This window comes from Bradyrhizobium sp. JYMT SZCCT0428 (assembly GCF_018131075.1).
Taxonomy (GTDB): Bacteria; Pseudomonadota; Alphaproteobacteria; order Rhizobiales; family Xanthobacteraceae; genus Bradyrhizobium.
On the sequence record NZ_JAFCLS010000004.1, the window covers coordinates 80386 to 103087 of the forward strand.

A 22702-nucleotide genomic window follows, 5' to 3' on the forward strand; every position below is an offset into this window, starting at 1 on the left:
GAGGCGGCCTTACTGGATCAACGCGGCTGCCTTCACGGCAGTCACGGCGGTGTTGTAATTGTTGACGAGTTGCTGAACCGAGGCTGCCGACATGTCGAGCACCGGTTTCGGATAAATGCCGAACAGGATGGTGAGGAACACCAGCGGGAACAGCATCAGGCCTTCGCGGAACGTGAGGTCCTTGATGCTGGCGAGCGCCGGTTTTGTGAGCGTTCCGAACACCACCTTGCGATAGAGCCAGAGCGCGTAGCCCGCCGACAGGATCACGCCGAGCGTGGCGAAGGTCGCGGTCGGGATCGAGACCTTGAAGGTGCCGAGCAGCGTCATGAATTCGCCGACGAAGCCCGACGTGCCGGGCAACCCCACATTGGCCATGGTGAACACCATGAACACCAGCGCGTAGAGCGGCATCCGGTTCACCAGCCCTCCGTAGGCGGCGATTTCGCGGGTATGCATGCGGTCGTAGACGATGCCGACGCAGAGGAACAGCGCGCCCGAGACGATGCCGTGCGAGATCATCTGGAACACGCCGCCGGCCACGCCCTGTGTGGTGCCGGCGAAAATGCCCATGGTGACGAAGCCCATATGCGCCACCGACGAATAGGCGATCAGCTTCTTGATGTCTTCCTGCATCAAGGCCACCAGCGAGGTGTAGATGATCGCGATCGCCGACAGCGAGAAGATGATCCAGGCGAAATCATGCGACGCCAGCGGGAACATCGGCAGCGAGAAGCGCAGGAAGCCGTAGCCGCCCATCTTCAACAGGATCGCCGCCAGAATCACCGAGCCCGCGGTCGGCGCCTCGACGTGCGCGTCCGGCAACCAGGTGTGCACCGGCCACATCGGCATCTTCACCGCAAAGGACGCAAAGAACGCCAGCCAAGCCCAGGTCTGCAGGGAGCGCGGCACGGCGGTGTGCATCAGAGTCGGTATATCGGTGGTGCCGGCGTTCCAGTACAGCGCCATGATCGCCAGCAGCATCAAGACCGAGCCGAGCAACGTATAGAGGAAGAACTTGAAGGAGGCGTAGACCCGGCGCGGGCCGCCCCAGACGCCGATGATCAGGAACATCGGGATCAGGCCGCCCTCGAAGAACAGGTAGAACAGCACGAGGTCGAGCGCCGAGAAGGTGCCGATCATCAGCGTTTCCAGCAGCAGGAACGCCATCATGTATTCGCGCACCCGCATCGTCACCGACTTCCAGCTCGCGATGATGCAGAACGGCATCAGGGCGGTGGTCAGGATCACGAACGGCAGCGAAATGCCGTCGACACCCATGTGGTAGGTGATGCCGCTCGCCAGCCACGACGCCTTTTCAATGAACTGGAAGTCCGGATTGGTCGCATCGAAGCGCCAGACCAGGATCAGCGAGACTGCAAAGGTGACCAGCGTGGTCCACAGCGCGATCCAGCGCGAGTTGCTTCTCGCCGCCTCGTCGTCGCCGCGGCTGATGTAGATCACCAGCGCGCCGAACAGCGGCAGGAAGGTGACGACCGAGAGAATGGGCCAGGTTGTCATCACTGGCCTCCCAAGCCGAACATGAACCAGGTGATTAGTCCGGCAACCCCGATCAGCATCGCGAATGCGTAGTGATAGAGATAGCCGGTTTGGATCTTCACGACGTTGCGGGTGACATCGAGCACCCGCGCGGAAATGCCGTCGGGGCCGAAGCCGTCGATGACGTAGCCATCGCCCTTCTTCCACAGGAAGTGGCCGATCCACTTGGCCGGGCGAACGAAGATCAGGTCATACAGCTCGTCGAAATACCATTTGTTGAGCAGGAACTGGTAGAGCATCGGATGCTGGCTGGCGAGTTCGACCGGCAGATAGGGCCGGCGGATATAGAAGACGTAGGAGATATAGGCGCCCACCACCATCATCACGGTCGGCAGGTACGCGATCCATGCCGGGATGTGGTGCATCTCTTCGATGATATGTGGATGCATCTTCAGCGACTCGCGGAAGAACTCGGCCACGCCATGGCCTGCGAACAATTCCTTGAACGGGAAGCCGGCCAGGATCGAGCCGGCGGCGAGGACGCCGATCGGGACCAGCATCCACAGCGGCGCCTCGTGGGCGGCTTCATAGTGCTCCTGATCATGCGGCTCGCCGTGGAAGGTCTTGAAGATCAGACGCCAGGAATAGAACGAGGTCAGGCCGGCTGCGACCACCGTCATCAGGAAGCCGTACATCGCGAACGGATTATGCGAGACGAACGCGGATTCGATGATCGCATCCTTGGAGAAATAGCCGGCGGTGAGCGGGAATCCGGTCAAGGCCAGCGTGCCGATCACCATCACGATATAGGTGAAGGGAATCCGGTCCTTCAGCCCGCCCATGTTGCGGATGTCCTGCTCGTGATGCATCGCGTAGATCACCGAGCCGGAGCCTAAGAACAGCAGCGCCTTGAAGAAGGCGTGCGTGAACAGATGGAAGATGCCGACCGAATAGGCCCCTGCCCCCATCGCCACGAACATGTAGCCGAGCTGCGAGCAGGTCGAGTAAGCGACGATCCGCTTGATGTCGTTCTGCACGAGGCCGATCGTCGCCGCAAAGAAGGCGGTGGTGGCGCCGAAGAACATCACCACGGCCTGCGCATTCGGCGCCAGCTCGAACAGCGGCGACAGGCGCGCCACCATGAACACGCCGGCGGTGACCATGGTCGCGGCATGGATCAACGCCGAGACCGGCGTCGGGCCTTCCATGGCGTCCGGCAACCAGGTGTGCAGCAGGAACTGGGCCGACTTGCCCATCGCGCCCATGAACAGCAAGAGGCAGGTCAGCGTCAGCGCGTCGGCATGCCAGCCGAACACGTCGATGGTCTTGCCTGCGAGCCCCGGCGCGCCCGCGAAGATGGTCTCGAAATCGGTGGACTTGAGCAGCATGAACACGGCGAAGATGCCGAGCGCGAAACCGAAATCGCCGACGCGGTTGACCACGAAGGCCTTGATCGCCGCCGCATTGGCCGACGGCTTCTGGTACCAGAAACCGATCAGGAGATAACTGGCGAGGCCGACGCCTTCCCAGCCGAAGAACATCTGGACCAAATTGTCCGAGGTCACCAGCATCAGCATCGCGAAGGTGAACAGCGACAGATAGGCAAAGAAGCGCGGCCGGTGCGGATCCTCGTCCATGTAGCCGATGGAATAGAGGTGAACGAGCGCCGAGACCGTGTTGACCACGACCAGCATGACCGCGGTCAGCGTATCGACGCGGAGCGACCATGCGACCTGCAGATCGCCAGAATTGATCCAGGGGAACAGCGCGATCCGCGCGTCGTGGTGCATGAAGCCGACATCGACCAGCGTGACCCAGGAAAGGGCAGCCGAAATCATCAAGAGACCGGTCGTGATCAGTTCGGCCGCGCGCGAGCCCGCGGCCGGCGGCTCGGACACGTGGTGGTCGTCATGGCCGTGATCGTCGTGGCCGTGGTCGTCGTGGGCGGCTGACGCATGCGTATCGGCGCCATGACCGTCATCATGATGTTCGACTGTATCGCCGCTCAGGTTGCGCGCATGCGCACCAAAAATGGCGATCAGGCCGGCCAGAATGGCGCCCAGCAGCGGCAGAAAGACGATTGCCTGAACCATAGCTGCGCCTAGCCCTTCATCAAATTAACGTCTTCAACCGCGATCGAACCGCGGTTGCGGAAGTACACCACCAGCACCGCCAGGCCGATCGCGGCCTCGGCTGCGGCGACCGTCAGCACCAGCAGCGCGAACACCTGGCCGACGATGTCGCCGAGGAAGGTCGAGAACGCCACCAGGTTGATGTTGACCGAAAGCAGGATCAGCTCGATCGACATCAGGATGACGATGATGTTCTTGCGGTTGAGGAAGATGCCGAGGATCCCGAGCGTGAACAGGATGGCGCCGACCGAGAGGTAATGTCCGAGGCCGATCGTCATTTCACCCACTCCGCCGCGTCCGCGTCCTGCAGGCCCTGGCCCGCGGCCACCTTGCGCACGCTCATGGCGAGCTCAGGCGTCCGCGCGTTCTGCACGTTGATGTCCTGCCGCTTGACGTTGACCTTGTGGCGCAGCGTCAGCACGATGGCGCCGATCATCGCCACCAGCAGCACCATGCCGGCAAGCTGGAAGTAATGGATGTACTTCGTATAGAGCACGAGGCCGAGCGCCTCAGTGTTGCTGATATTGGCCGGGATCGCCGCTGTGATGTTCTTGGTCACGGACGGATTGATCGCCCAGCCGCCGACGACAAGCAGAAGCTCGAACACGAAGATGCCGCCGATCACGAGCCCGATCGGCAAATATTGCATGAAGCCTTCGCGCAGCTCGACGAAGTCGACGTCGAGCATCATGATCACGAACAGGAACAGCACCGCGACCGCGCCGACATAGACCACGATCAGCATCATGCCGAGGAACTCGGCGCCCATCAGGATGAACAGGCCCGAGGCGTTGACGAAGGCCAGGATCAGATACAGCACGGAGTGCACGGGATTGCGCGAGACAATCACCATCACCGCCGACGCCACGCAGATGCCGGCAAACAGATAAAAGAACAGCGCGGGAAGGATCATGCCCTCACCTCACCGGTACGGCGCGTCGAGTTCGATCGATTTCGCAATCTCACGCTCCCAACGGTCGCCATTGGCGAGCAATTTCGCCTTGTCATAGTAGAGTTCCTCGCGGGTCTCGGTCGCGAATTCGAAATTCGGTCCCTCGACGATGGCATCGACCGGGCAGGCTTCCTGGCACAGGCCGCAATAGATGCATTTCACCATGTCGATGTCGTAGCGCACGGTACGGCGGGTGCCGTCGTTGCGGCGCGGGCCGGCCTCGATGGTGATGGCCTGCGCCGGACAGATCGCCTCGCACAGCTTGCATGCGATGCAGCGCTCTTCGCCGTTCGGATAGCGGCGCAGTGCATGCTCGCCGCGGAAGCGCGGCGAGATCGAGCCCTTCTCGAACGGATAGTTCAGCGTCGGCTTCGGCTTGAAGAAGTAGCGCATGGCGAGGAAGAACGCCGATACGAACTCGGTCAGGAGAAGCGAGCGGGCTGTTGCGTTGATATTGACACTCATAGCGACCTCATTTCGGCGCGAGCCCCGCGAATTGCAGAACCCCGGCGACGATCACCACCATCGCCAGCGACAGCGGCAGGAACACTTTCCAGCCGAGCCGCATCAGTTGATCGTAGCGGTAGCGCGGCACGATCGCCTTCGCCATCGCGAACATGAAGAACATGAAGAACACTTTCAGCGCGAACCAGATGATCCCGGGCACCCAGGTGAACGGTGCGTAGGGAACCGGCGGCAGCCAGCCGCCCAGGAACAGAATCGTCGCGAGCGCGCACATCGTGGTGATCGCGACGTATTCGCCGAGCATGAACAGCAAATACGGCGTCGAGCCGTATTCGGTCATGAAGCCCGCGACCAGTTCGGATTCCGCTTCCACCAGATCGAACGGCGGCCGGTTGGTTTCGGCCAGCGCCGAGACGTAGAAGATCACGAACATCGGAAACAACGGCAGCCAGTACCAGCCGAGCAGCCCGAATCTGGTGTTCTGGGCCTGCACCACGTCGGTCAGGTTCAGCGAGCCCACGCACAACAGCACCGTGATGATGACGAAGCCGATCGAGACTTCGTACGACACCATCTGCGCCGCCGAACGCAGCGCGGCGAGGAACGGATATTTCGAGTTCGACGACCAGCCGGCCATGATGATGCCGTAGATCGACAGCGACGAGATCGCAAAGATGTAGAGCACGCCGACATTGATGTTTGATATCACCCAGCCGAAATCCATCGGGATCACGGCCCAGGCAGCCAGCGCCAGCACGCAACTGACCAGCGGCGCCAGCAGGAACACGCCCTTGTTGGAGCCGGAGGGAATAACCGGCTCCTTCAGCACGAACTTCAAAAGATCGGCGAAGGATTGCAGCAGGCCCCAGGGGCCGACGACGTTGGGACCCCGGCGGATCTGCACCGCCGCCCAGATCTTGCGGTCGGCAAGCAGGATGTAGGCGATCGCGATCAGCAGCACGACCAGCAGCAGCAGGCTCTGCGCGACCATGATGATCAGCGGCCAGAGGAAACCGGTCCAGAACGAGCTTGCGAAGAATTCAGCCATCAGGTCACGCTCACTCCGCTGCCGTCAGCATTTGCCCGGACGCCAGGCGGGAACATTCCGCCATCACCGCCGACGCACGCGCGATCGGGTTGGTGAGGTAGAAATCCTCGACGGACGTCTTGAACGGCGTCTTCTCGACGCTGCCGCCCTTGCCGGCCAGCGCCTTCACCTCTTCCGGCTTACCGGGCTCGATCTGGTCGATCCGGATCAGATGCGGCACGGCCTTGACGAGTTCCTGGCGCAACGCCTGAAGCGAGTCATAGGGCAGCTTCTTGCCCTGCACATCCGACAGCGCACGGACGATCGCCCAATCCTCGCGCGCCTCGCCCGGCGGGAACGCGGCGCGGTTGGCAATCTGCGCCCTGCCCTCGGTGTTGACGTAGATGCCGGATTTTTCGGTATAGGCCGCGCCCGGCAAAATGACGTCGGCGCGATGCGCGCCGCGATCGCCATGGGTGCCAATATAGACCACGAAGGTCCCGTCCGGAACCTTGACGTCATCGGCGCCGAGCAGGAACAGCACGTCGAGCGTGCCGAAGGTGGTCATTTGCGCGAGATTCAGGCTGCCCTTGCCAGCCGCAAAGCCGATATCGAGCGCGCCCGCGCGCGACGCCGTATCCTGCAGCACGCCAAAACCGTTCCAGCCGTCCTTGAGTGCGCCGACGTCAACCGCGAGTTTGGCAGCGAGCGCCAGCACCGCCGCGCCGTCATGGCGCGCCAGCGAACCGGCGCCGACCAGCACGATCGGGTTCTTGGCGCCCTTGAGCACCTCGGCGAAGGAATGCTTGCCGGCCGCGAGGTCACCGAGCGAATCCGTGCCGGCGCCGAGATAATCGTAGTCATAGGTCAGGTCGGCCTTGGCGCCGATCACGCCAACCTTGAGCTTGCCCGAGCGCCAGCGCTTGCGGATGCGGGCGTTGAGGACGGCGGCTTCCTTGCGCGGGTTCGAGCCCACGATCAGCAGCGCGTCGGCCTGCTCGATCCCGGCAATGGTCGGGTTGAAGATGTAGGACGCGCGGCCGGCGCTGGGATCGAAGGCGTCGCCGCCCTGCACCGCAAGATTGCTTGAGCCGCACTTCGCCAGCAGCTCCTTCAGCGCGAACATTTCTTCGACCGCGGCAAGGTCGCCCGCAATCGCACCGATCCGTTTGCCGTCGATACGGCCGGTCTTGGCAGCAATCGCCGCAAACGCTTCAGACCACGACGCGGCGCGGAGCTGGCCGTTCTGGCGGATATAGGGCCGGTCGAGCCGCTGGGTCCGCAGGCCGTCGACGATGTGACGGGTCTTGTCGGAAATCCATTCCTCGTTCACGGCCTCGTTGATGCGCGGCAGGATCCGCATCACCTCGCGGCCGCGGGTGTCGACCCGGATCGCCGAGCCGACGCCGTCCATCACGTCGACCGACTGGGTCTTGCCGAGCTCCCAGGGCCGCGCCGCAAAGGCATACGGCTTCGAGGTCAGCGCACCGACCGGGCAGATATCGACGAGATTGCCCTGCAGTTCGGAAGTCAGCGCCGATTCCAGGTAGGTCGTGATTTCCATGTCCTCGCCGCGGCCGGTCGCGCCCATTTCCGGCGCGCCGCAGACTTCGGCGGAGAAACGGACACAGCGCGTGCACTGGATGCAGCGGTTCATCGAGGTCTTGACCAGCGCGCCCAGATATTTGTCTTCAACCGCGCGCTTGTTCTCGGCAAAGCGCGAGGTATCGACGCCATAACCCATCGCCTGGTCCTGCAGGTCGCATTCGCCGCCCTGATCGCAAATCGGGCAATCCAAGGGATGGTTGATCAGCAGGAATTCCATCACGCCTTCGCGCGCCTTCTTCACCATCGGCGAACGCGTCGAGATTTCCGGCGGCTCGCCCTTTGGTCCCGGACGGCAGTCGCGCACGCCCCAGGCGCAGCTTGCCACCGGCTTCGGGCCGCCCTTCACCTCGACGAGGCACATCCGGCAATTGCCGGCGATCGAGAGCCGCTCGTGGTAGCAGAAGCGCGGAATTTCGGCGCCCGCGGCCTCACACGCCTGCAGCAGCGTGTATTCCGGGGGGACATCGATCTCTTTGCCATCGACGATGAGTTTGGTCATTGCGCTCTCAAGTCTTTCCGAGCTTGCAGTCGGGTGGTGTAACGCTTGCGGTCTTCAGCGACGCCTTGATCCACTGCTGGGTCTCGGCGCCATAGGTGGCGAGATAGGCCGGCTGCGCCGCGTTCTTCTCGCACAGGAACGGCAGATGCGGCTTCAAATCGTAATCACAGGAAGCCAGCCACTCGCGCTTTCCCGCGAACGCGCCGAGCGCTTCCTCACAGGCGTAGAGGAAGTAGGTGACGAAACTCTCGTACTGGACCTGCTCGTCGCGGCCGCCGGCCTTGATCTTTTCGTAGTCCGGCTGCGCGAATTTCGGATTCTTGAACGCCAGATCGGTGTAGCCCAGAAACGCCTGCCGCGCGCTGGTCGCGCGGTTGCCGGTGCGGATCTCGTTGATCTGGAGCAGGATCGCAACAAAGCCGAGCAGCGCCACGGTCGCCTGCGCCATCTGCGCAAGCGTCCCGTATCTCTGCCACCAGAAGCTCGGTTGCGACATCGACATCACTCCGCCGCGACCATGTTGACGGGGTCGCGCACGCCGATATCGTCGATATCGGCCTTGTGCGAGTACTGATCGATACGCTCTTCGATCTCGTGCCGGAAATGCGCGATCAGGCCCTGGATCGGCCACGCCGCGGCATCGCCGAGCGCGCAGATGGTGTGGCCTTCGACCTGTTTTGTCACCTCAAGCAGCATGTCGATTTCGCGCTTGTGGGCGCGGCCGTCGGCCATGCGGGTGAGCACCCGCCACATCCACCCCGTGCCTTCGCGGCACGGCGTGCACTGGCCGCAGCTTTCGTGCTTGTAGAAATAGGAAATCCGCGCGATCGCCCGGATCAGATCGGTCGACTTGTCCATCACGATGACAGCCGCGGTGCCGAGGCCGGAGCGCAGCTTGCCGAGGCTGTCGAAATCCATCGGCGTATCGATGATCTGTTCGGCCGGCACCATGCGCACCGACGAGCCGCCGGGGATGACAGCCTTGAGATTGTCCCAGCCGCCGCGAATGCCGCCGCAATGGCGCTCGATCAGTTCGCGGAACGGAATCCCCATCGCCTCTTCGACGTTGCAGGGCCGCTCAACATGGCCGGAAATACAAAACAGTTTTGTGCCGACATTGTTGGGCCGGCCGATCGCGGCGAACCATGCCGCGCCGCGCCGCAGGATGTCGGGTGCAACCGCAATCGACTCGACGTTGTTGACGGTGGTCGGGCAGCCATAGAGACCGACATTGGCCGGGAATGGCGGCTTCAGCCGCGGCTGGCCCTTCTTGCCTTCGAGGCTTTCCAGGAGCGCGGTCTCTTCGCCGCAGATATAGGCGCCGGCGCCATGCGCGACATAGATGTCGAACGGCCAGCCATTGAGATTGTCCTTGCCGACCAGCTTGGCGTCATAGGCCTGGTCGATCGCGGCCTGCAGATGCTCGCGCTCCCGGATGAATTCGCCGCGCACATAGATGTAGCAGGCATGCGCGTTCATCGCGAAGCTCGCGAGCAAGCAGCCCTCGACCAGAAGATGCGGATCGTGCCGCATGATCTCGCGGTCCTTGCAGGTGCCGGGCTCGGACTCGTCGGCGTTGACGACGAGATAGCTCGGCCGGCCGTCGGTGGATTCCTTGGGCATGAACGACCATTTCAGCCCGGTCGGAAATCCCGCCCCGCCGCGCCCGCGCAGGCCGGAGGCCTTCATCTCGTTGATGATCCAGTCGCGGCCCTTGTCGATGATCGATTTGGTGCCGTCCCAGGCGCCGCGGCGGCGTGCACCCTCAAGGCCCCAATCGTGCAGGCCGTAGAGATTCTTGAAGATGCGATCCTTGTCGTCGAGCATGACCAGAACTTCCCGGGATCAACGTTTGGACTGAGAGTAGGCGAGCCCCGCGGCGCATCCGCCGAAGGTCAGCGCCCACAACAAGGCGGAATCGAACGAGGCGTTCAGCGCGTAGCGCTGCAGCAGAAAAATGAACGTGGCCGCGGCCAGGGCGTGAAGGGTCATCAACTGCCAGGTCTTCATCGCAGCGGTCCTCCCCGGCCCGCCCGCTCGCAATGTGCGATCGCGCGTCATGTGGTTTCCTTCAGCGTCGTCGGACCGCCCACCGGCGCCGAGAACTGACGGTCGATCTGCGGTCCGGGCTTTGGCGGATTGCCGGAGGCAAAGCCGTCCAGCACCTTGCCGAAGTTCTCCTTATTGAGGTCCTCGTAGGTGTCCTTCCAGATCAGCACCATCGGCGCGTTGACGCAGGCGCCCAGGCACTCGACCTCTTCCCAGCTGAAATTGCCGTCCTTCGACAGATGGAAGGGATCGTGATGGATGCGGCTCTGACACACCTTGATGATGTCTTCCGCGCCGCGCAGGCGGCACGGCGTGGTGCCGCAGACCTGGACATGGGCTTTCTTGCCGACTGGCTGCAGCTGGAACATGGTGTAGAAGGTCGCAACCTCGAGCACGCGGATGTAGGGCATATCAAGAAGATCCGCGACCGCGCGGATCGCGGCTTCCGAAACCCAGCCCTCATGCTGCTCCTGCACGCGCCACAGGATCGCGATCACCGCCGAGGCCTGGCGTCCGGGCGGATATTTTTCGATCTGCTTTTTTGCCCAGGCGAGGTTCTCCTCGGAGAACACAAAGCTCGCGGGCTGCAGTTCCTTTGGTGCAAGGCGGCGGACGGACATCGTTCAGTCTCTCATTGCGCGCGGGGCTGCGGCTTTCGCATTGAGCGCATTGATCCGGTCGAGCCAGAATGCGCTTGCGGTGCCGAACACGTTGTAGCCGACGTGGGTTGAAACCTTGATGCGATCGAGGATGGAAAGGTCGGTCACGGTTTCAAGGCGATTGCTGCGCGGATCGTAGACGATCAGCTTCAGCGGGGTCTGGTCGAGGATATAGCGCGAGACGGTATGCTGCGGATCGTTGCCGTGCTCCTCGCACAGGATCACGCTGTCGGCCTCCAGCAGCCGCTTGCCGCCCTTCATGGCCTCGATCTCGACGCCTTCGACGTCGAGCTTGATCAGGAATTTTCCGCCGGCCGCAACCTTGCCGTCGTCGATCAGATTGTCGAGCGCGATCACCGGCACTTCCTCGCCGGCGCTCTGGTCGCCGGCGATGCTGAAGGCTTCATGCTTGGTGCCGCTCAGTCGCGCGGTGCCGCGCGCGGCGCCGATCGCGCATTTCATCGCCTCGAAGCGGTTGCCGTTGAGTCTGGCGTTGTTGGCAAGTTTTGGAAAATTCTGCCCCGACGGCTCGATCGCGATCGCCTTGTGCGCGCCGAACGGCTTGCTCGAGACCAGCACCGACCAGTAACCGTAATTGGCGCCGCAATCGAGCAGCGTGTAGTCGACGTCGACCGATTCCCGGAACAGCAATTCAAGTTCGTTCTCATAGGCGAACGAGCGGTTGAGCAGCTTGCTCCAGTAGCCGTCGCCATAGGGGAATGCGAACGTCGCATCCGAATTCAGCCTGACGTCGATGTCGCGCTCGGGCAACGTCCTGCGCAGGAGATTGGCGCACATGTTGTAGCCGCGATGCGAAAAATTCGACGATATTTTCGATCCCAGCGTCAGCGCCACCGCAGCCAGCCGTTCCCACGGGTTGGCGCCTTCAAGCGCACCCGAAGCCCGGTCAAACTGGATTGGCGGCTGCGCCATCACCGATCGACCTCTCCGAACACGATGTCGAGCGAACCGAGGATGGCCGAGACGTCGGCGAGCAGATGGCCCTTGCAGATGTGGTCCATCGCCTGCAGATGGGCAAAGCCCGGCGCGCGGATCTTGCACTTGTAGGGCTTGTTGCTGCCGTCGGCGACCAGGTAGACGCCGAACTCGCCCTTCGGCGCCTCGACCGCGGCGTAGACTTCGCCGGCCGGCACGCGAACGCCCTCGGTGTAGAGCTTGAAGTGATGGATCAGCGCTTCCATCGAGCGCTTCATCTCGCCACGACGCGGCGGCGCGATCTTGTTGTCCTCGACGACGACAGGCCCCTGCCCGTCCGGCGCGCGCAGCTTGGCGATGCACTGCTTCATGATGCGCACGGACTGGCGCATCTCTTCCATCCGGATGCAGTAGCGGTCGTAGCAGTCGCCGTTCTTGCCGATCGGAATGTCGAAATCCATCTCGGCGTAGCATTCGTAAGGCTGCGCCTTGCGCAGATCCCAGGCCGCGCCGGAGCCACGCACCATCACGCCGGAAAAGCCCCACTCCCAGGCTTCCTTCAGCGGCACCACGCCGATATCGACGTTGCGCTGCTTGAAGATGCGGTTGCCGGTGAGCAGCGTTTCGAGGTCGGCGACGACCTGCAGGAACGGATCGCACCAGGCGTCGATGTCGTCGATCAGTTTTGGCGGCAAATCCTGATGCACGCCGCCGAGGCGGAAGTAAGCCGCATGCATGCGCGAGCCCGAAGCGCGCTCATAGAACACCATCAGCTTTTCGCGCTCTTCAAAGCCCCACAGCGGCGGGGTCAGCGCGCCGACGTCCATCGCCTGCGTGGTGACGTTGAGCAGATGCGACAGGATGCGGCCGATCTCGCTATAGAGCACGCGGATCAATTGCCCGCGGCGCGGCACCGTGATGCCGAGCAGCTTTTCCGCGGCGAGGCAGAACGCATGCTCCTGGTTCATCGGCGCGACGTAATCGAGCCGGTCGAAATACGGGATCGCCTGCAGATAGGTCTTCTGCTCGATCAGCTTTTCGGTGCCGCGATGAAGCAGGCCAATATGCGGATCGACGCGGGCAACGACCTCACCATCCAACTCGAGCACGAGGCGAAGCACGCCATGGGCTGCCGGGTGCTGCGGTCCGAAGTTGATCGTGAAATTTCGAAGATTCTGCTCGTTCATGGTCAGGCCTTCGGCTCCGCTTTCTCGTCGCCGGGCAGCGGATAATCGGCGCCCTCCCATGGCGAGAGGAAATCGAATTTGCGGAATTCCTGGTTGAGGCGGACGGGTTCGTACAGCACCCGCTTCTCCTGGTCGTCGTAACGCACTTCGACGAAGCCGGTGAGCGGGAAATCCTTGCGCAGCGGATGGCCGTCGAAGCCGTAATCGGTCAGCAGCCGCCGCATGTCGGGATGGCCGGTGAAGATCACGCCATAGAGATCGTAGCATTCGCGCTCGAACCAGTCGGCGCCGGGAAACACGTCGATGATCGAGGGCACCTGCGTGGTCTCGTCGGCCTCGGCGCGCACGCGGAGGCGCCCGTTCAGCACAGGCGACAGGAAGTGATAGATCACGTCGAAGCGCTTTTCGCGGCCGGGATAATCCACCGCCGTGACGTCGATGATGCTGACGAAACGGCAGGAGGGATCGTCACGCAGGAATTTCACGACCTCGACGATTTTGGCCGCGTCGACCGTGATCGTGAGCTCGTTGTACGCGACCGCATGGCCGCTGGCCGCACCCGGAAGCGCGCTAACAATCGTCTGCCCCAAGGCGTCGAGCTTGCCGTCGTCCATTGACCTGAAACCTTAGCGTTCGATGGTGCCGATGCGCCGGATCTTCTTCTGCAACAGCAGCACGCCGTAGAGCAGCGCTTCCGCCGTCGGCGGGCAGCCGGGCACGTAGATGTCGATCGGCACGATCCGGTCGCAGCCGCGCACGACCGAGTAGGAATAGTGATAATAGCCGCCGCCATTGGCGCACGACCCCATCGAGATCACGTAGCGGGGCTCCGGCATCTGGTCGTAGACCTTGCGCAGCGCCGGGGCCATTTTGTTGGTCAGCGTACCCGCAACGATCATGACGTCGGACTGCCGCGGCGAAGCGCGCGGCGCAAAGCCGAAGCGCTCGACGTCGTAACGCGGCATCGATACCTGCATCATCTCGACGGCGCAGCAGGCCAGACCGAACGTCATCCACATCAGCGAGCCGGTGCGCGCCCAGGTGATGAGATCGTCGGTCGCGGCGACGAAGAAGCCCTTGTCGGAAAGCTCGTGATTGACCTCGAGGAAGTACGGGTCATTGGCGCCGACCGGCTTGCCGGTCGAGGGATCGATAATGCCGGTCGCGGCCGGCGCGATCACCGGCGAAGACCCGTGCGATACGGCGGTGGGGCTCAATCCCATTCGAGCGCGCCTTTCTTCCATTCATAGGCAAAGCCGACCGTGAGGACGGCGAGGAACACCATCATCGACCAGAAGCCGGTGGCGCCGAGCTTGCCGAACGCCACCGCCCACGGAAACAGGAACGCCACTTCGAGGTCGAAGATGATGAAAAGGATCGCCACCAGATAGAAGCGGACGTCGAACTTCATGCGGGCGTCATCAAAAGCGTTGAATCCGCATTCATAGGCGGAAAGCTTTTCCGGATCGGGCTGCTGGAACGCGACGAGGAACGGGGCAATCAACAGCGCCAGACCGATCAGGCTTGCCACCCCGACAAACACGATAAGTGGAAGGTAATTCTGCAGGATGCCGTTCATCGGCGGGACCTTTTCCTGCGGTTTCGGACAGCCGCAGATTCGCTGATTGGAATTATTCTTGAGGCTTAGCGCAGCGCAACAGAGGGCGCAAGACAAGCTATTTTGCGGTCTGACCGGTGCTGCCGCGCCGTGGACAACTCAGGAAAGCAGGGCGTTCCCGCCGCCACCCTGGCCAGCGTTTCGCGCCGTGCTCCTCGCGCAATCGATCCATGCGAACCCTGCTCGCGCGGCGCGCAATTGGTGTACCGATCAGCCAACAGAATGTCCGGGCTCGCCGCTCCGGTGTTCGCGATGTGCATGCTGACGCAGGATTTCAAAACCAAGGCGTCGGCTTCCGCCTCGGGCCGACTTTTGCGATCGCACACACACCGCCGCCGAGCACGCGAGCGCTGGCGTCCGCGTTCATCCTGATTGACCGCCAACCTGCTCTGGCCGGGGCGTCGGCCAGCTCGCGGTCGGTATGATCAGCGGGACGAACTGATGAACGACTACGGTGCCGGCACCGCGCGCAATTCCCTTATGTCGGCCGAGGTCACGACTCGGCGCACTGCTGTTCATCTCGGCCGCCCGGTCGATACGCGTGGACATCAAACAACGGGTGAGCAGCGCCGATTTCGGCTTATCCTATTGTTATTGCTTATATTTCATACCGCGTCGCCTGACTATGCCTTCGCCGCGACAACAGGCAGGCGGCCTAAGGACGCCGAAAAGGCGCAAAATCGCCCCGAAAACCCACCGGACGAAACCATTTCACGGAATCCACGAAACCGTCCCGAAACAGACGAGGCGTACATCTCCTGCCATCAGATGGCGCATAGACGCCTCGGAGGCATCACATGAACCACTCAATTCACTCGGCAGACCGTTCGACCCACCTGAAGATCGTGGTTGTCGCGCTCGTGGCTGGTATCGCGGTGGCAGCTTTCGGCATCTCGGCGCGCACCAATTCGGAATTCACCCAGACGGCCCAGACGACCCAGGTCGTGAAGGCAGGCAAGCCGGTGGTCATCACCAGCTCGCAGACCTCGGCGGTCCGCTAAGGGGTTTTGTTCTCAGCACCGGCAAGACGGCCGCCTTCGGGCGGCTTTTTTGTTGGCTGCACCGCCACTTCCGCCACACGCTGGAACTATCGGAATGCGTGTGAACGCAACCGAGTTCCAGTCCGACGATCGGGGGATTTGTCTTTAAGCCATTGAAAAATGGCGCGAGAGACGGGACTCGAACCCGCGGCCTCCGCCGTGACAGGGCGAAAAATCATCAATCTTTTCAACAAATCGTGACAGAATCGGCTGCGGTCGGATACCCCCGCGGCGAGGAAAGTGTCACACCGCAGCCGCCCCACTATAGTGTCTTTTTGGTCGGGTCGCGCTATCAACGCGGCCATGCCCGCCAACCTCTTCCTCCGCAAAGTCGACCATCCGCAGGCGACCGACAACTACCGCGTGGCACTGGAAATCCATGACGAGCGGATCGAGATCGGCTCGATCGGGCCGCAGCGCACGGCAGAGGTTGAGCTTCAATGGGGCTGGGGAATTCTTAGTTACTCATGCACACCTACTAGGTGCGACCCCATCAACCGAGACAAGGCCGAGCAGCCGGGCCAATCGATCACCCAGGAAAACTTCACCACCAGCACGTCGAAATGATCCGATTTGTGCGGATTTAGCGCGCGCTGGCCCTTGCCGAGAAGGAACCTGCGGCCGGATTAAAGCCGCGTGCCGGGGCCGCCCTCGGCACATCCTCGAAAGGCAACGGCCTCAGCGACGTCCCCCGAGCTGGGGCCGTTTTTCGTGTCCGAGCGATTCGCAAATCCGCAAGGCCTGTCCTATCTTGGATCAGGGGCGTGTGGAGTTGCGTATGAGTTCGCCGTCGATCATTCCAAACGACCGTTTGGACCGGGATTTTTACATCGTCCTTGAAGATTTCAGCAGCGGCGCGGCCTTCCGCGAAACCGATGAAGGCGTCGACTATCAGGCCCTGATGCAGAACCTGCTGGCCGGCGAGTACGGCACCGTGCTGCGGGTCGTCGCCTTCAATCCCTCCGAAGGATGGTCGCGCGACGCCTCCGAAGACATCGCCCGCGAGCTGGAGCGCCGCATCAGCGCCGACGGCCGCGAGGTTTCCGAAGGCCTGCAGGATTTCATCGAGGGCCAGCTGGGGCGCAAGATCGGCGTGCAGTTGCCGTTGCCGTTGCAGATCTAGCGCTCATCCATAATCTTGCTGACATCAGGCTGCTCAAGACCATTGGCCCAGTCCAAGCAAGCAACATTGCCCCTGAAGGGAGTGAGGACTCGACTCTCTTAAACGGCAGAGCTTTAATTGCCGTTCACTCCCAGAGAAGACAATGCTGCACCTCTATGCCGATGATAGCAAAGCCGATGAGCCCGGCGTCTTTGTACTGCAGGGTATCATCGGGCACCCAGAACCGATGGCGAGGCTCAAAGATAAGTGGTCACATACGATCAGTGAGTGGGATCTTCCCGCTTTCAAAATGAATAAGGCGAACAGGTGGCGCCCTCGTAGACTCAAGATTTTGCGAGACCTAATACAGCAACACGCGGTGGCATCGGTTGGTATCGGCTTCGAAATCGGAATGCTGCGCGAGAAGATGCAGCAGCACCCCGAACAATTGATGCTCAACCCTTATTTCTTCGCCTTCACAAGCTTGATTGGCTTCACCGCGAAACTACGCCAATTAGGCGGCGAACAGATCGAATTCTTCTTCGATCATCAAAACTTGGATGAAAAGCTGGTGCTCGCAGCGTGGGACCGCTTCCGTGCTTCGGCGCCACCGGATGCGGCGGCTCGGATCATGGTCAAACCAACTTTCGGCACGGAGCAAAAACACATACTTCTACAACCTGCCGACTTTTGCGCATGGTGGGGTCGCCAATGGATGCTCAAAGGCTTGGGCCAGTCCACTCGGCCCGCGGAGCAAGTAGGTCAGATGCAAATAGATCCATCCTATTTTTTTAGGATGAATGCATGCGATTTCGACTGGATTTTGAACAGTGATCTTGCCTATTTCGCTCGCAAGAAAGCGAGACTGGGCGAAAGTGCGACATTTTACTAGCTGATCATCTGCCACCGGCGTTCAAGCGGCAAGCAAGCGTGGGAGCGCTTCAGCTCGGATGAGGCCAGGCTGACCGAGTTTCTGGAAACGAAGCGCCGTGCCATGCGGCGGAGGCTAGGGCGCGCTGACGCCGGGACGACGGGCCCTGCCGAGATAGGAACCTTCGCGCTAGGGGCGGATTAAAGCGGCGTGCCGGGCCGCCCCCGGCACGTCCTCGAAAGGCAGCGGCCTCAGCGACGTCCCCCGAGCTGAGGCCGTTTTCGTGTCCGAGTTATTCCCGCAATCGTCATTATCTTAATCTTGCCTTCGCAAAATCGGAAATGGCTATCAGCGCGCCACGCATGCCGTCAAACAGCATATCGAGATTTTCAAAAACCTCTTCGTCGGTGTTGCCCCACGCCCAAAACTTCAGGGCCAGCGCATCGCCATCGGCGGTTTCAAACGGATTGCCGTCAAGCGCCGCGAAGTAGTGCGGGAAGCGAGCATACGAAATACAGCCAAATTGAAGAGTACGTTGCTGCAGAGCGATCTGCTCTTCCAGACTCTCACAAAGCCAATCGATCATCGCCGGGCGAGTGTTAATGCGCAGGTCGCGGAAGAAGAATGTCAGACGACCCATAACTTGTAGATCACGCTTAAACTGGTCTCTTTGTGGGTTCGGATAAGGTGGGGCTTGAAATGCCGAATCATTAGTTTCGAAAATCGAGTCAGCGCCGTTCAGCCAACGCACCAGGCCGTAGAGCCGTTGTACGGCTCCGCGATCCGCGTACGGTTTAAAATCTGCGAGGGTCTCCTCGGTCAGCTCCGGATGGCTGCGAAGGTCAATGCAGCAATGCGCGGGATCGTCGTGCGCGTACGGATGCGCTCGACGCTCCAAATGTGCTTCATAGTCGTTATCATGATAAACCAACATCCAGCGCAATAGATTAAAGATCGCGGCAGAGATCAACACCAAATCCACGAAAAAGCCCGCGGCAGGGGACATCTGCCGCGGGCTTAAGTCTTGGGAGCAAACGCCCAAACGGGCAGCGGCGTCGCCATCGCCTAAAACGCGCCGCCTACCCTGTTGCAGCGATCACTCGGCGGCCGGCGTGAAGTCCAGATAGAACTTCTGGCCCGGCTCGATCACACCCAGCAACACCGGGTTTGCGATCGTCAGGGACAATTCGCCGGACGGGCTGAACTTGGCATAGGTGTTGTCTTCATCGCTGCCGTCTTCCGGATAGGCCGACGATCGCGCGACGGCGTTGCAGGTAATACGGTCGGAGCCGTTGAACCGTTCGACCTTGTTGACTTGCATCTTGGCGCGCATGGTGATTTTGGACATTTCGTCTTCTCCTTTTTTACCGGATGCCGTCCGGCGGCGGACACAGGGCTACGCTAAAATCCCGCCAGCCCGACGATGGCCGCGACCACAATCACCAGGACACTGATGCCGATGATCGCACCGATCCATGTCGCATTGCCGGCGACGATGGTGATCGCGACAACGATCACGATCGCCGCCATCGCGGCGGTGAATTTAGTTTCACTCATCCTGCGCGCGGGTTGACGATCACATAGCCGGCGATCGAGCGGGCATGGATGCGCGTCAGACGCCTGCCGGAGTTGGCGTCGTAGACCTGCCAGGTGTCGCCGCCGAGGTGGGCTTCGAGCACGAACACATGATGCCGGCGGACCGCGACCATCCCGGCCGCCGGCGCCGCGCGCGGGAATTTGAACCAGTTCGCTGCCAACCATAGCGAGCGGATCGGCGCGCCGAACACGCGCACCGCCGCCCCGCAGCCACAGAAGGCGCGCGACGGGCAGCCGGACGGATGCGCGACGACCTGTGCCGCGATGTTAATTTTTGCCGCCTCAAACGAGGCCGCCGATCGCCGGGCTTTGGAATCTCGTACAGCGCGCCGCTCGATCGCGGCACCAAATCCCATTTGCCGGGCGATGTAGCGGCCACGGATGACCCGGACCTGGTCCGGCGTCGAAGCCGAGGGCGCCACGCAGGGCATGGTGACGTTGCACTCCGGGTGAAGTCCGATCGCTTTATGACGCTGGCGGGCTTCTGCGTTGATCGTGAGTGCGCACAGCAAGACGCACGCCGCGAGGACGGTTTTCAACATGGTGATGCCTTTCGATTTGGGAAACAGACGCCTTACTTCGGCTTGCGCCGTTCGCGACGCTTCAGCAGCGCCGCAACGCCCTTGACCTGGCTGGACAGCACGTCGAGCCGGCCCTTGATGTTCTCGATGTCCATCTGCATCCGCGTCAGGTTCTGGATCATCCAGGCGGATTCGACTTCGATCGGAACCGGCTGCGGCGGCGGCGCCGGCGGCTTCTCGCGAAGCCCGCTGCGGATCAGCGGCAGCGCCAGCAGAATGATCACCAGTGCCGCGGCCGATTGAACGGGAAAGTTAAAGAGCCCGTCATAGACCTTCTCAACGAATGTCATCACGGTTCACCAGCACCAGGGCCCGATACATCGAGAACAGCTCGAAGATGGTCAAAACCAGATAGACCGGGATTCCGGGTGAAGGCGTCGACCCGACATTCGGGATCAGAAGGACAAGCGCGATGCACATCTGGCACCAGATCATCGCACCGCTCAGCGCGCCGATCGCGCGGAGGATAGGGCCGTAGAACGGCCAGCTGCCATTGGCGACCAGCGCCGCCAGGCGCAGCGTGCCGGCGATGCAGAACCCGCCGCCAAGCCAGGCCGGCGACAGCACCAGCAGCAGATAGCGGAACGCACTCGCCGCGATCGCATCGGGCCATAGCGCGATCAGCACCGCCAGCCCGAGCATCATCGCGGTGGTGGCGAGCTCGAACAGCCGGTTCTCGAAGTGGTCGACCAGGTTGCGCAGGGTCATTTACCGCGCCCCGACGGATCGAGCAGCTCGTCGAGCGCCGATCTTGGTTTCTCCGGCGGCTTTGCAACGGGTGGCGGCGGCGGGTTGAGGACGGGCGCGATCGGCGCGGCGGCCGGCGGCCATGTTGGTTTTTCCGCCGGCTTTGGCGCCGGCAGGATCCGGTAGCGGATCCGCTTGATGATGCCGCGACGCTTCGCCGGCGCGGGCTTGATGACGACCTGACCGGCCTTGGCGTCGAGCTCCGGCGGGCGCTGCGCGGGCCGCTTCCATTTGCAGCCACCGACGCCGCCCTCGACCTGGCTGTCGATCCAGTCCTGGTCATAGGGCCGTTTGCCGAGCACGACATAGGTCGGCCGTTCGAAGATCTTGCACTCGCCGCCGGCGACCGAGCCGATCGTCGCCTGCATGCAGCCGCCGAGCAGCGTCAATAGCGCGAGCAGCACCACCACACGCGCGATCATGATCCACACCTCCCGGCCGCCTGGTCCCAGCGGCCGCCGCGATCGCGGCACTCGCGCCAGGTCTTGCGCAGGTCAGTTGCGCGGCCGACCGCGGCCGTGTCATTGGCTGCGATGTCGGAAAGCGCCCGCGCGTAGCCCTCGCGGAACACCTTGTGGCGCCAGACGCCGTAACCGATTGCAAGCGCGGCCACGACCGCGACCAGGATGCCGAACGATTTCAGCATCCCGAACAGTTTGATCGCCTCGAAAATGCCCGTGATCATTGCCGCGCCCCCGTTTTGACCTGCTCGGTGATTTTCTTCACCCCGCTCCAGGAATTGAAAGCGACGACGCCGATGCCGAGCGCGGCCAACGTCCACCACACCAGCGCCGGTACCTCGCCGAGATACTGCCAGGCGCTAGAGAGAAAACCGGGATCACTCGGCAGATCCTCCTTGTGGTCGGTGACAAAATCCCAGGCCTGCGAAATGTAATCTGACGCCGAATTGACGATGCCGGCGAAAAACGTGCCGACCGCGGTCCAGGCGGTCAGCAGGAAATTGCGCCGCACCGGCACCACCTCCGGCGCCACTTTGTCGACAATCGCCGGATCGGCATTCTTGCGGGCCTCTGAGACCGGCCGCACGAATGGCGGATTTTCATCCTCGGCGCGCTGCAGCTCGGCGCGGATCTCTTCCCTCACTTCGTTGAAGGCCGCGAGCGAGGCCGGCGCGGCAATCTGCCCGCCGCGGTCATTGATGAACCCGGCGATTGCGCCGGCGGTCATGCCGCCCCACTCGCCATTCAGCACGCCGCAATTATAGTTCATCGCCTTGAGGCGGCGCTTGACCGCATAGAGCGCGGGATCGTCGATCGCCGCCGCAGGGGTCGCCGACGTGTCCTCGCCGGCCGGCGCTGGCCCCTGGTCGATCTCGTCGATGGCGGCGGCCGTATCGGCAGCGTCGAACTGGGGCTCGATCTCGGGCTCGGCAACGAATGACTGCGCTGGGGCCGCTGAATAATCCGCCAGCACCTTTTTGGCTTTGGCCAGAAACACCTTGCACTCGGCGAGCCCGTTGCTGCCGCCGTTGATGATCCGGCGCACGGCCACCACATCGTCGCGATCGGCGGCGGCGTTGCAGCGACCATCCTGGATCCATTCCAGATAGGCCGCGGTGAACGCCGAGGCAGGCTGGTGCAGCAGCTCGGGATGCGCGACCAGCGGCAGGCCGGTTTTCTTTTCCATCGCCGCATAGTTGCTCTTGCCCGTCGCTTGCATCATGCCGCCGCCGCGATAGAGCCAGCCGTCGTTCGCCCCGGTGTTGTTGAACTCGCGCATCTTGCGCAGATTGCCGACGCCATAGACGCGGTTGAACAGGACCGGGCCGCGCTGGCTGACCGGCAGCGCCGCAATGCGCCGGGCTTCTGCCGGCGTGATGTTGGCGGAGTGACGGCCCTCGCCGAAAATGACCATCATCCGGCTCGCCGAATAGGCGCCCGATTCCTCTAGGATCTGCAGCCCGCCGGTCTCGGTCATGATCTGCGCCAGGAAATGCGCCGCGCGCAGCTTCGTGGTCAGCTTCGCCTTAGCCACCGCGCTTGGCCAGCCCCCCACGATCGCCGAGACTAGCGCGGGCCTCGCGCCGGCGCCGGCAATGGCTTTCACTTGCGCTGAAGTGATCATGCGCTCTATCTCCGGATAATGGTCTGGAAAATCTGGATCGGCTGCGCGATC

Annotated in this window: 30 protein-coding genes; 5 read left to right on the forward strand and 25 right to left on the reverse strand. The window is 62.3% G+C overall.

Going from position 1 to position 22702, the window contains the following annotated elements; all coding sequences use genetic code 11:
• Positions 1-9: 9 nt before the first annotated feature.
• From JQ575_RS05215 to JQ575_RS05290, 16 genes are read right to left on the reverse strand one after another with little or no spacing between them, the layout of a single operon-like run.
• Positions 10-1518, reverse strand: a complete 1509-nt coding sequence (locus tag JQ575_RS05215; protein WP_212032183.1) for an NADH-quinone oxidoreductase subunit M — start codon at positions 1516-1518, stop codon at positions 10-12.
• Entirely contained in the window at positions 1518-3590 is a 2073-nt protein-coding gene (gene nuoL / locus JQ575_RS05220) for an NADH-quinone oxidoreductase subunit L (RefSeq protein ID WP_212032184.1), read from the reverse strand. Before nuoL ends, JQ575_RS05215 begins: the two co-directional genes overlap by 1 nt.
• Before the next feature lie 8 nt (positions 3591-3598).
• Positions 3599-3907: an NADH-quinone oxidoreductase subunit NuoK gene (gene nuoK, locus JQ575_RS05225; RefSeq protein WP_028162793.1), complete on the reverse strand. Its 309-nt coding sequence runs from the start codon at positions 3905-3907 to the stop codon at positions 3599-3601.
• Complete coding sequence (locus JQ575_RS05230) at positions 3904-4542, reverse strand: NADH-quinone oxidoreductase subunit J (RefSeq protein ID WP_212032185.1); 639 nt, start codon at positions 4540-4542, stop codon at positions 3904-3906. Before JQ575_RS05230 ends, nuoK begins: the two co-directional genes overlap by 4 nt.
• Positions 4543-4551: 9 nt before the next feature.
• On the reverse strand, positions 4552-5046 hold the full coding sequence (gene nuoI, locus JQ575_RS05235) for an NADH-quinone oxidoreductase subunit NuoI (RefSeq protein ID WP_212032186.1): 495 nt from the start codon (positions 5044-5046) through the stop codon (positions 4552-4554).
• Between the two features lie 7 nt (positions 5047-5053).
• Positions 5054-6094: an NADH-quinone oxidoreductase subunit NuoH gene (gene nuoH, locus JQ575_RS05240; protein ID WP_212032187.1), complete on the reverse strand. Its 1041-nt coding sequence runs from the start codon at positions 6092-6094 to the stop codon at positions 5054-5056.
• Between the two features lie 10 nt (positions 6095-6104).
• Positions 6105-8180 carry an NADH-quinone oxidoreductase subunit NuoG gene (gene nuoG, locus JQ575_RS05245; protein WP_212032188.1) on the reverse strand — a complete coding sequence of 692 codons (2076 nt, stop codon included), beginning with the start codon at positions 8178-8180 and terminating at the stop codon, positions 6105-6107.
• Between the two features lie 7 nt (positions 8181-8187).
• Positions 8188-8676 carry a hypothetical protein gene (locus tag JQ575_RS05250; protein WP_212032189.1) on the reverse strand — a complete coding sequence of 163 codons (489 nt, stop codon included), beginning with the start codon at positions 8674-8676 and terminating at the stop codon, positions 8188-8190.
• A 5-nt stretch (positions 8677-8681) separates the two neighbouring features.
• Positions 8682-10007 (reverse strand): NADH-quinone oxidoreductase subunit NuoF, encoded by a 1326-nt coding sequence (gene nuoF, locus JQ575_RS05255; RefSeq protein WP_212032190.1) that lies wholly within the window; start codon positions 10005-10007, stop codon positions 8682-8684.
• Positions 10008-10025: 18 nt separating this feature from the next.
• Positions 10026-10241, reverse strand: coding sequence for a hypothetical protein (locus JQ575_RS05260; protein WP_212032191.1), 216 nt, complete (start codon positions 10239-10241; stop codon positions 10026-10028).
• Positions 10238-10849: an NADH-quinone oxidoreductase subunit NuoE gene (nuoE, locus tag JQ575_RS05265; protein WP_212032192.1), complete on the reverse strand. Its 612-nt coding sequence runs from the start codon at positions 10847-10849 to the stop codon at positions 10238-10240. The genes JQ575_RS05260 and nuoE overlap by 4 nt, the downstream gene beginning before the upstream one ends.
• Positions 10850-10852: 3 nt before the next feature.
• On the reverse strand, positions 10853-11821 hold the full coding sequence (locus JQ575_RS05270) for an FkbM family methyltransferase (RefSeq protein WP_212032193.1): 969 nt from the start codon (positions 11819-11821) through the stop codon (positions 10853-10855).
• On the reverse strand, positions 11821-13011 hold the full coding sequence (locus tag JQ575_RS05275) for an NADH-quinone oxidoreductase subunit D (protein ID WP_192733455.1): 1191 nt from the start codon (positions 13009-13011) through the stop codon (positions 11821-11823). The genes JQ575_RS05270 and JQ575_RS05275 overlap by 1 nt, the downstream gene beginning before the upstream one ends.
• Positions 13012-13013: 2 nt before the next feature.
• Positions 13014-13625, reverse strand: coding sequence for an NADH-quinone oxidoreductase subunit C (locus JQ575_RS05280; RefSeq protein WP_212032194.1), 612 nt, complete (start codon positions 13623-13625; stop codon positions 13014-13016).
• Positions 13626-13637: 12 nt separating this feature from the next.
• Entirely contained in the window at positions 13638-14234 is a 597-nt protein-coding gene (locus JQ575_RS05285; RefSeq protein WP_192733457.1) for an NADH-quinone oxidoreductase subunit B family protein, read from the reverse strand.
• On the reverse strand, positions 14225-14590 hold the full coding sequence (locus tag JQ575_RS05290; RefSeq protein WP_192733458.1) for an NADH-quinone oxidoreductase subunit A: 366 nt from the start codon (positions 14588-14590) through the stop codon (positions 14225-14227). Before JQ575_RS05290 ends, JQ575_RS05285 begins: the two co-directional genes overlap by 10 nt.
• Before the next feature lie 480 nt (positions 14591-15070).
• Here JQ575_RS05290 and JQ575_RS05295 point away from each other — a divergent pair, with 480 nt between their 5' ends.
• From JQ575_RS05295 to JQ575_RS05315, 5 genes are all read left to right on the forward strand, one after another.
• Positions 15071-15430, forward strand: coding sequence for a hypothetical protein (locus JQ575_RS05295; RefSeq protein WP_212032195.1), 360 nt, complete (start codon positions 15071-15073; stop codon positions 15428-15430).
• Positions 15427-15630 carry a hypothetical protein gene (locus JQ575_RS05300; protein WP_212032196.1) on the forward strand — a complete coding sequence of 68 codons (204 nt, stop codon included), beginning with the start codon at positions 15427-15429 and terminating at the stop codon, positions 15628-15630. The genes JQ575_RS05295 and JQ575_RS05300 overlap by 4 nt, the downstream gene beginning before the upstream one ends.
• A 342-nt stretch (positions 15631-15972) precedes the next feature.
• Positions 15973-16236 carry a hypothetical protein gene (locus JQ575_RS05305; RefSeq protein WP_212032197.1) on the forward strand — a complete coding sequence of 88 codons (264 nt, stop codon included), beginning with the start codon at positions 15973-15975 and terminating at the stop codon, positions 16234-16236.
• A 211-nt stretch (positions 16237-16447) separates the two neighbouring features.
• A complete protein-coding gene (locus JQ575_RS05310) occupies positions 16448-16792 on the forward strand; it encodes a hypothetical protein (protein WP_212032198.1) in 345 nt (114 codons plus the stop codon).
• 142 nt (positions 16793-16934) lie between these two features.
• On the forward strand, positions 16935-17663 hold the full coding sequence (locus tag JQ575_RS05315; protein ID WP_212032199.1) for a hypothetical protein: 729 nt from the start codon (positions 16935-16937) through the stop codon (positions 17661-17663).
• A 289-nt stretch (positions 17664-17952) separates the two neighbouring features.
• Here JQ575_RS05315 and JQ575_RS05320 read toward each other — a convergent pair whose 3' ends face one another.
• The 9 genes from JQ575_RS05320 to JQ575_RS05360 all read right to left on the reverse strand — a co-directional run bounded on the left by JQ575_RS05320 (position 17953) and on the right by JQ575_RS05360 (position 22651).
• Entirely contained in the window at positions 17953-18612 is a 660-nt protein-coding gene (locus tag JQ575_RS05320; RefSeq protein WP_212032200.1) for a hypothetical protein, read from the reverse strand.
• A 126-nt stretch (positions 18613-18738) separates the two neighbouring features.
• Entirely contained in the window at positions 18739-18990 is a 252-nt protein-coding gene (locus JQ575_RS05325; protein ID WP_212032201.1) for a hypothetical protein, read from the reverse strand.
• 53 nt (positions 18991-19043) lie between these two features.
• Entirely contained in the window at positions 19044-19199 is a 156-nt protein-coding gene (locus tag JQ575_RS05330) for a hypothetical protein (RefSeq protein ID WP_212032202.1), read from the reverse strand.
• A complete protein-coding gene (locus tag JQ575_RS44420) occupies positions 19196-19780 on the reverse strand; it encodes a hypothetical protein (RefSeq protein WP_249166453.1) in 585 nt (194 codons plus the stop codon). Before JQ575_RS44420 ends, JQ575_RS05330 begins: the two co-directional genes overlap by 4 nt.
• A 32-nt stretch (positions 19781-19812) precedes the next feature.
• Positions 19813-20109 (reverse strand): hypothetical protein, encoded by a 297-nt coding sequence (locus JQ575_RS05340; RefSeq protein ID WP_212032203.1) that lies wholly within the window; start codon positions 20107-20109, stop codon positions 19813-19815.
• A complete protein-coding gene (locus JQ575_RS05345) occupies positions 20096-20527 on the reverse strand; it encodes a hypothetical protein (protein ID WP_212032204.1) in 432 nt (143 codons plus the stop codon). Before JQ575_RS05345 ends, JQ575_RS05340 begins: the two co-directional genes overlap by 14 nt.
• The gene (locus tag JQ575_RS05350; RefSeq protein WP_212032205.1) at positions 20524-20988 is read right to left on the reverse strand and encodes a hypothetical protein; all 465 of its coding nucleotides are present in this window, start codon (positions 20986-20988) and stop codon (positions 20524-20526) included. Before JQ575_RS05350 ends, JQ575_RS05345 begins: the two co-directional genes overlap by 4 nt.
• Complete coding sequence (locus JQ575_RS05355) at positions 20985-21251, reverse strand: hypothetical protein (RefSeq protein ID WP_212032206.1); 267 nt, start codon at positions 21249-21251, stop codon at positions 20985-20987. Before JQ575_RS05355 ends, JQ575_RS05350 begins: the two co-directional genes overlap by 4 nt.
• A complete protein-coding gene (locus JQ575_RS05360) occupies positions 21248-22651 on the reverse strand; it encodes a glycoside hydrolase family 19 protein (RefSeq protein WP_212032207.1) in 1404 nt (467 codons plus the stop codon). Before JQ575_RS05360 ends, JQ575_RS05355 begins: the two co-directional genes overlap by 4 nt.
• Positions 22652-22702: the final 51 nt, after the last annotated feature.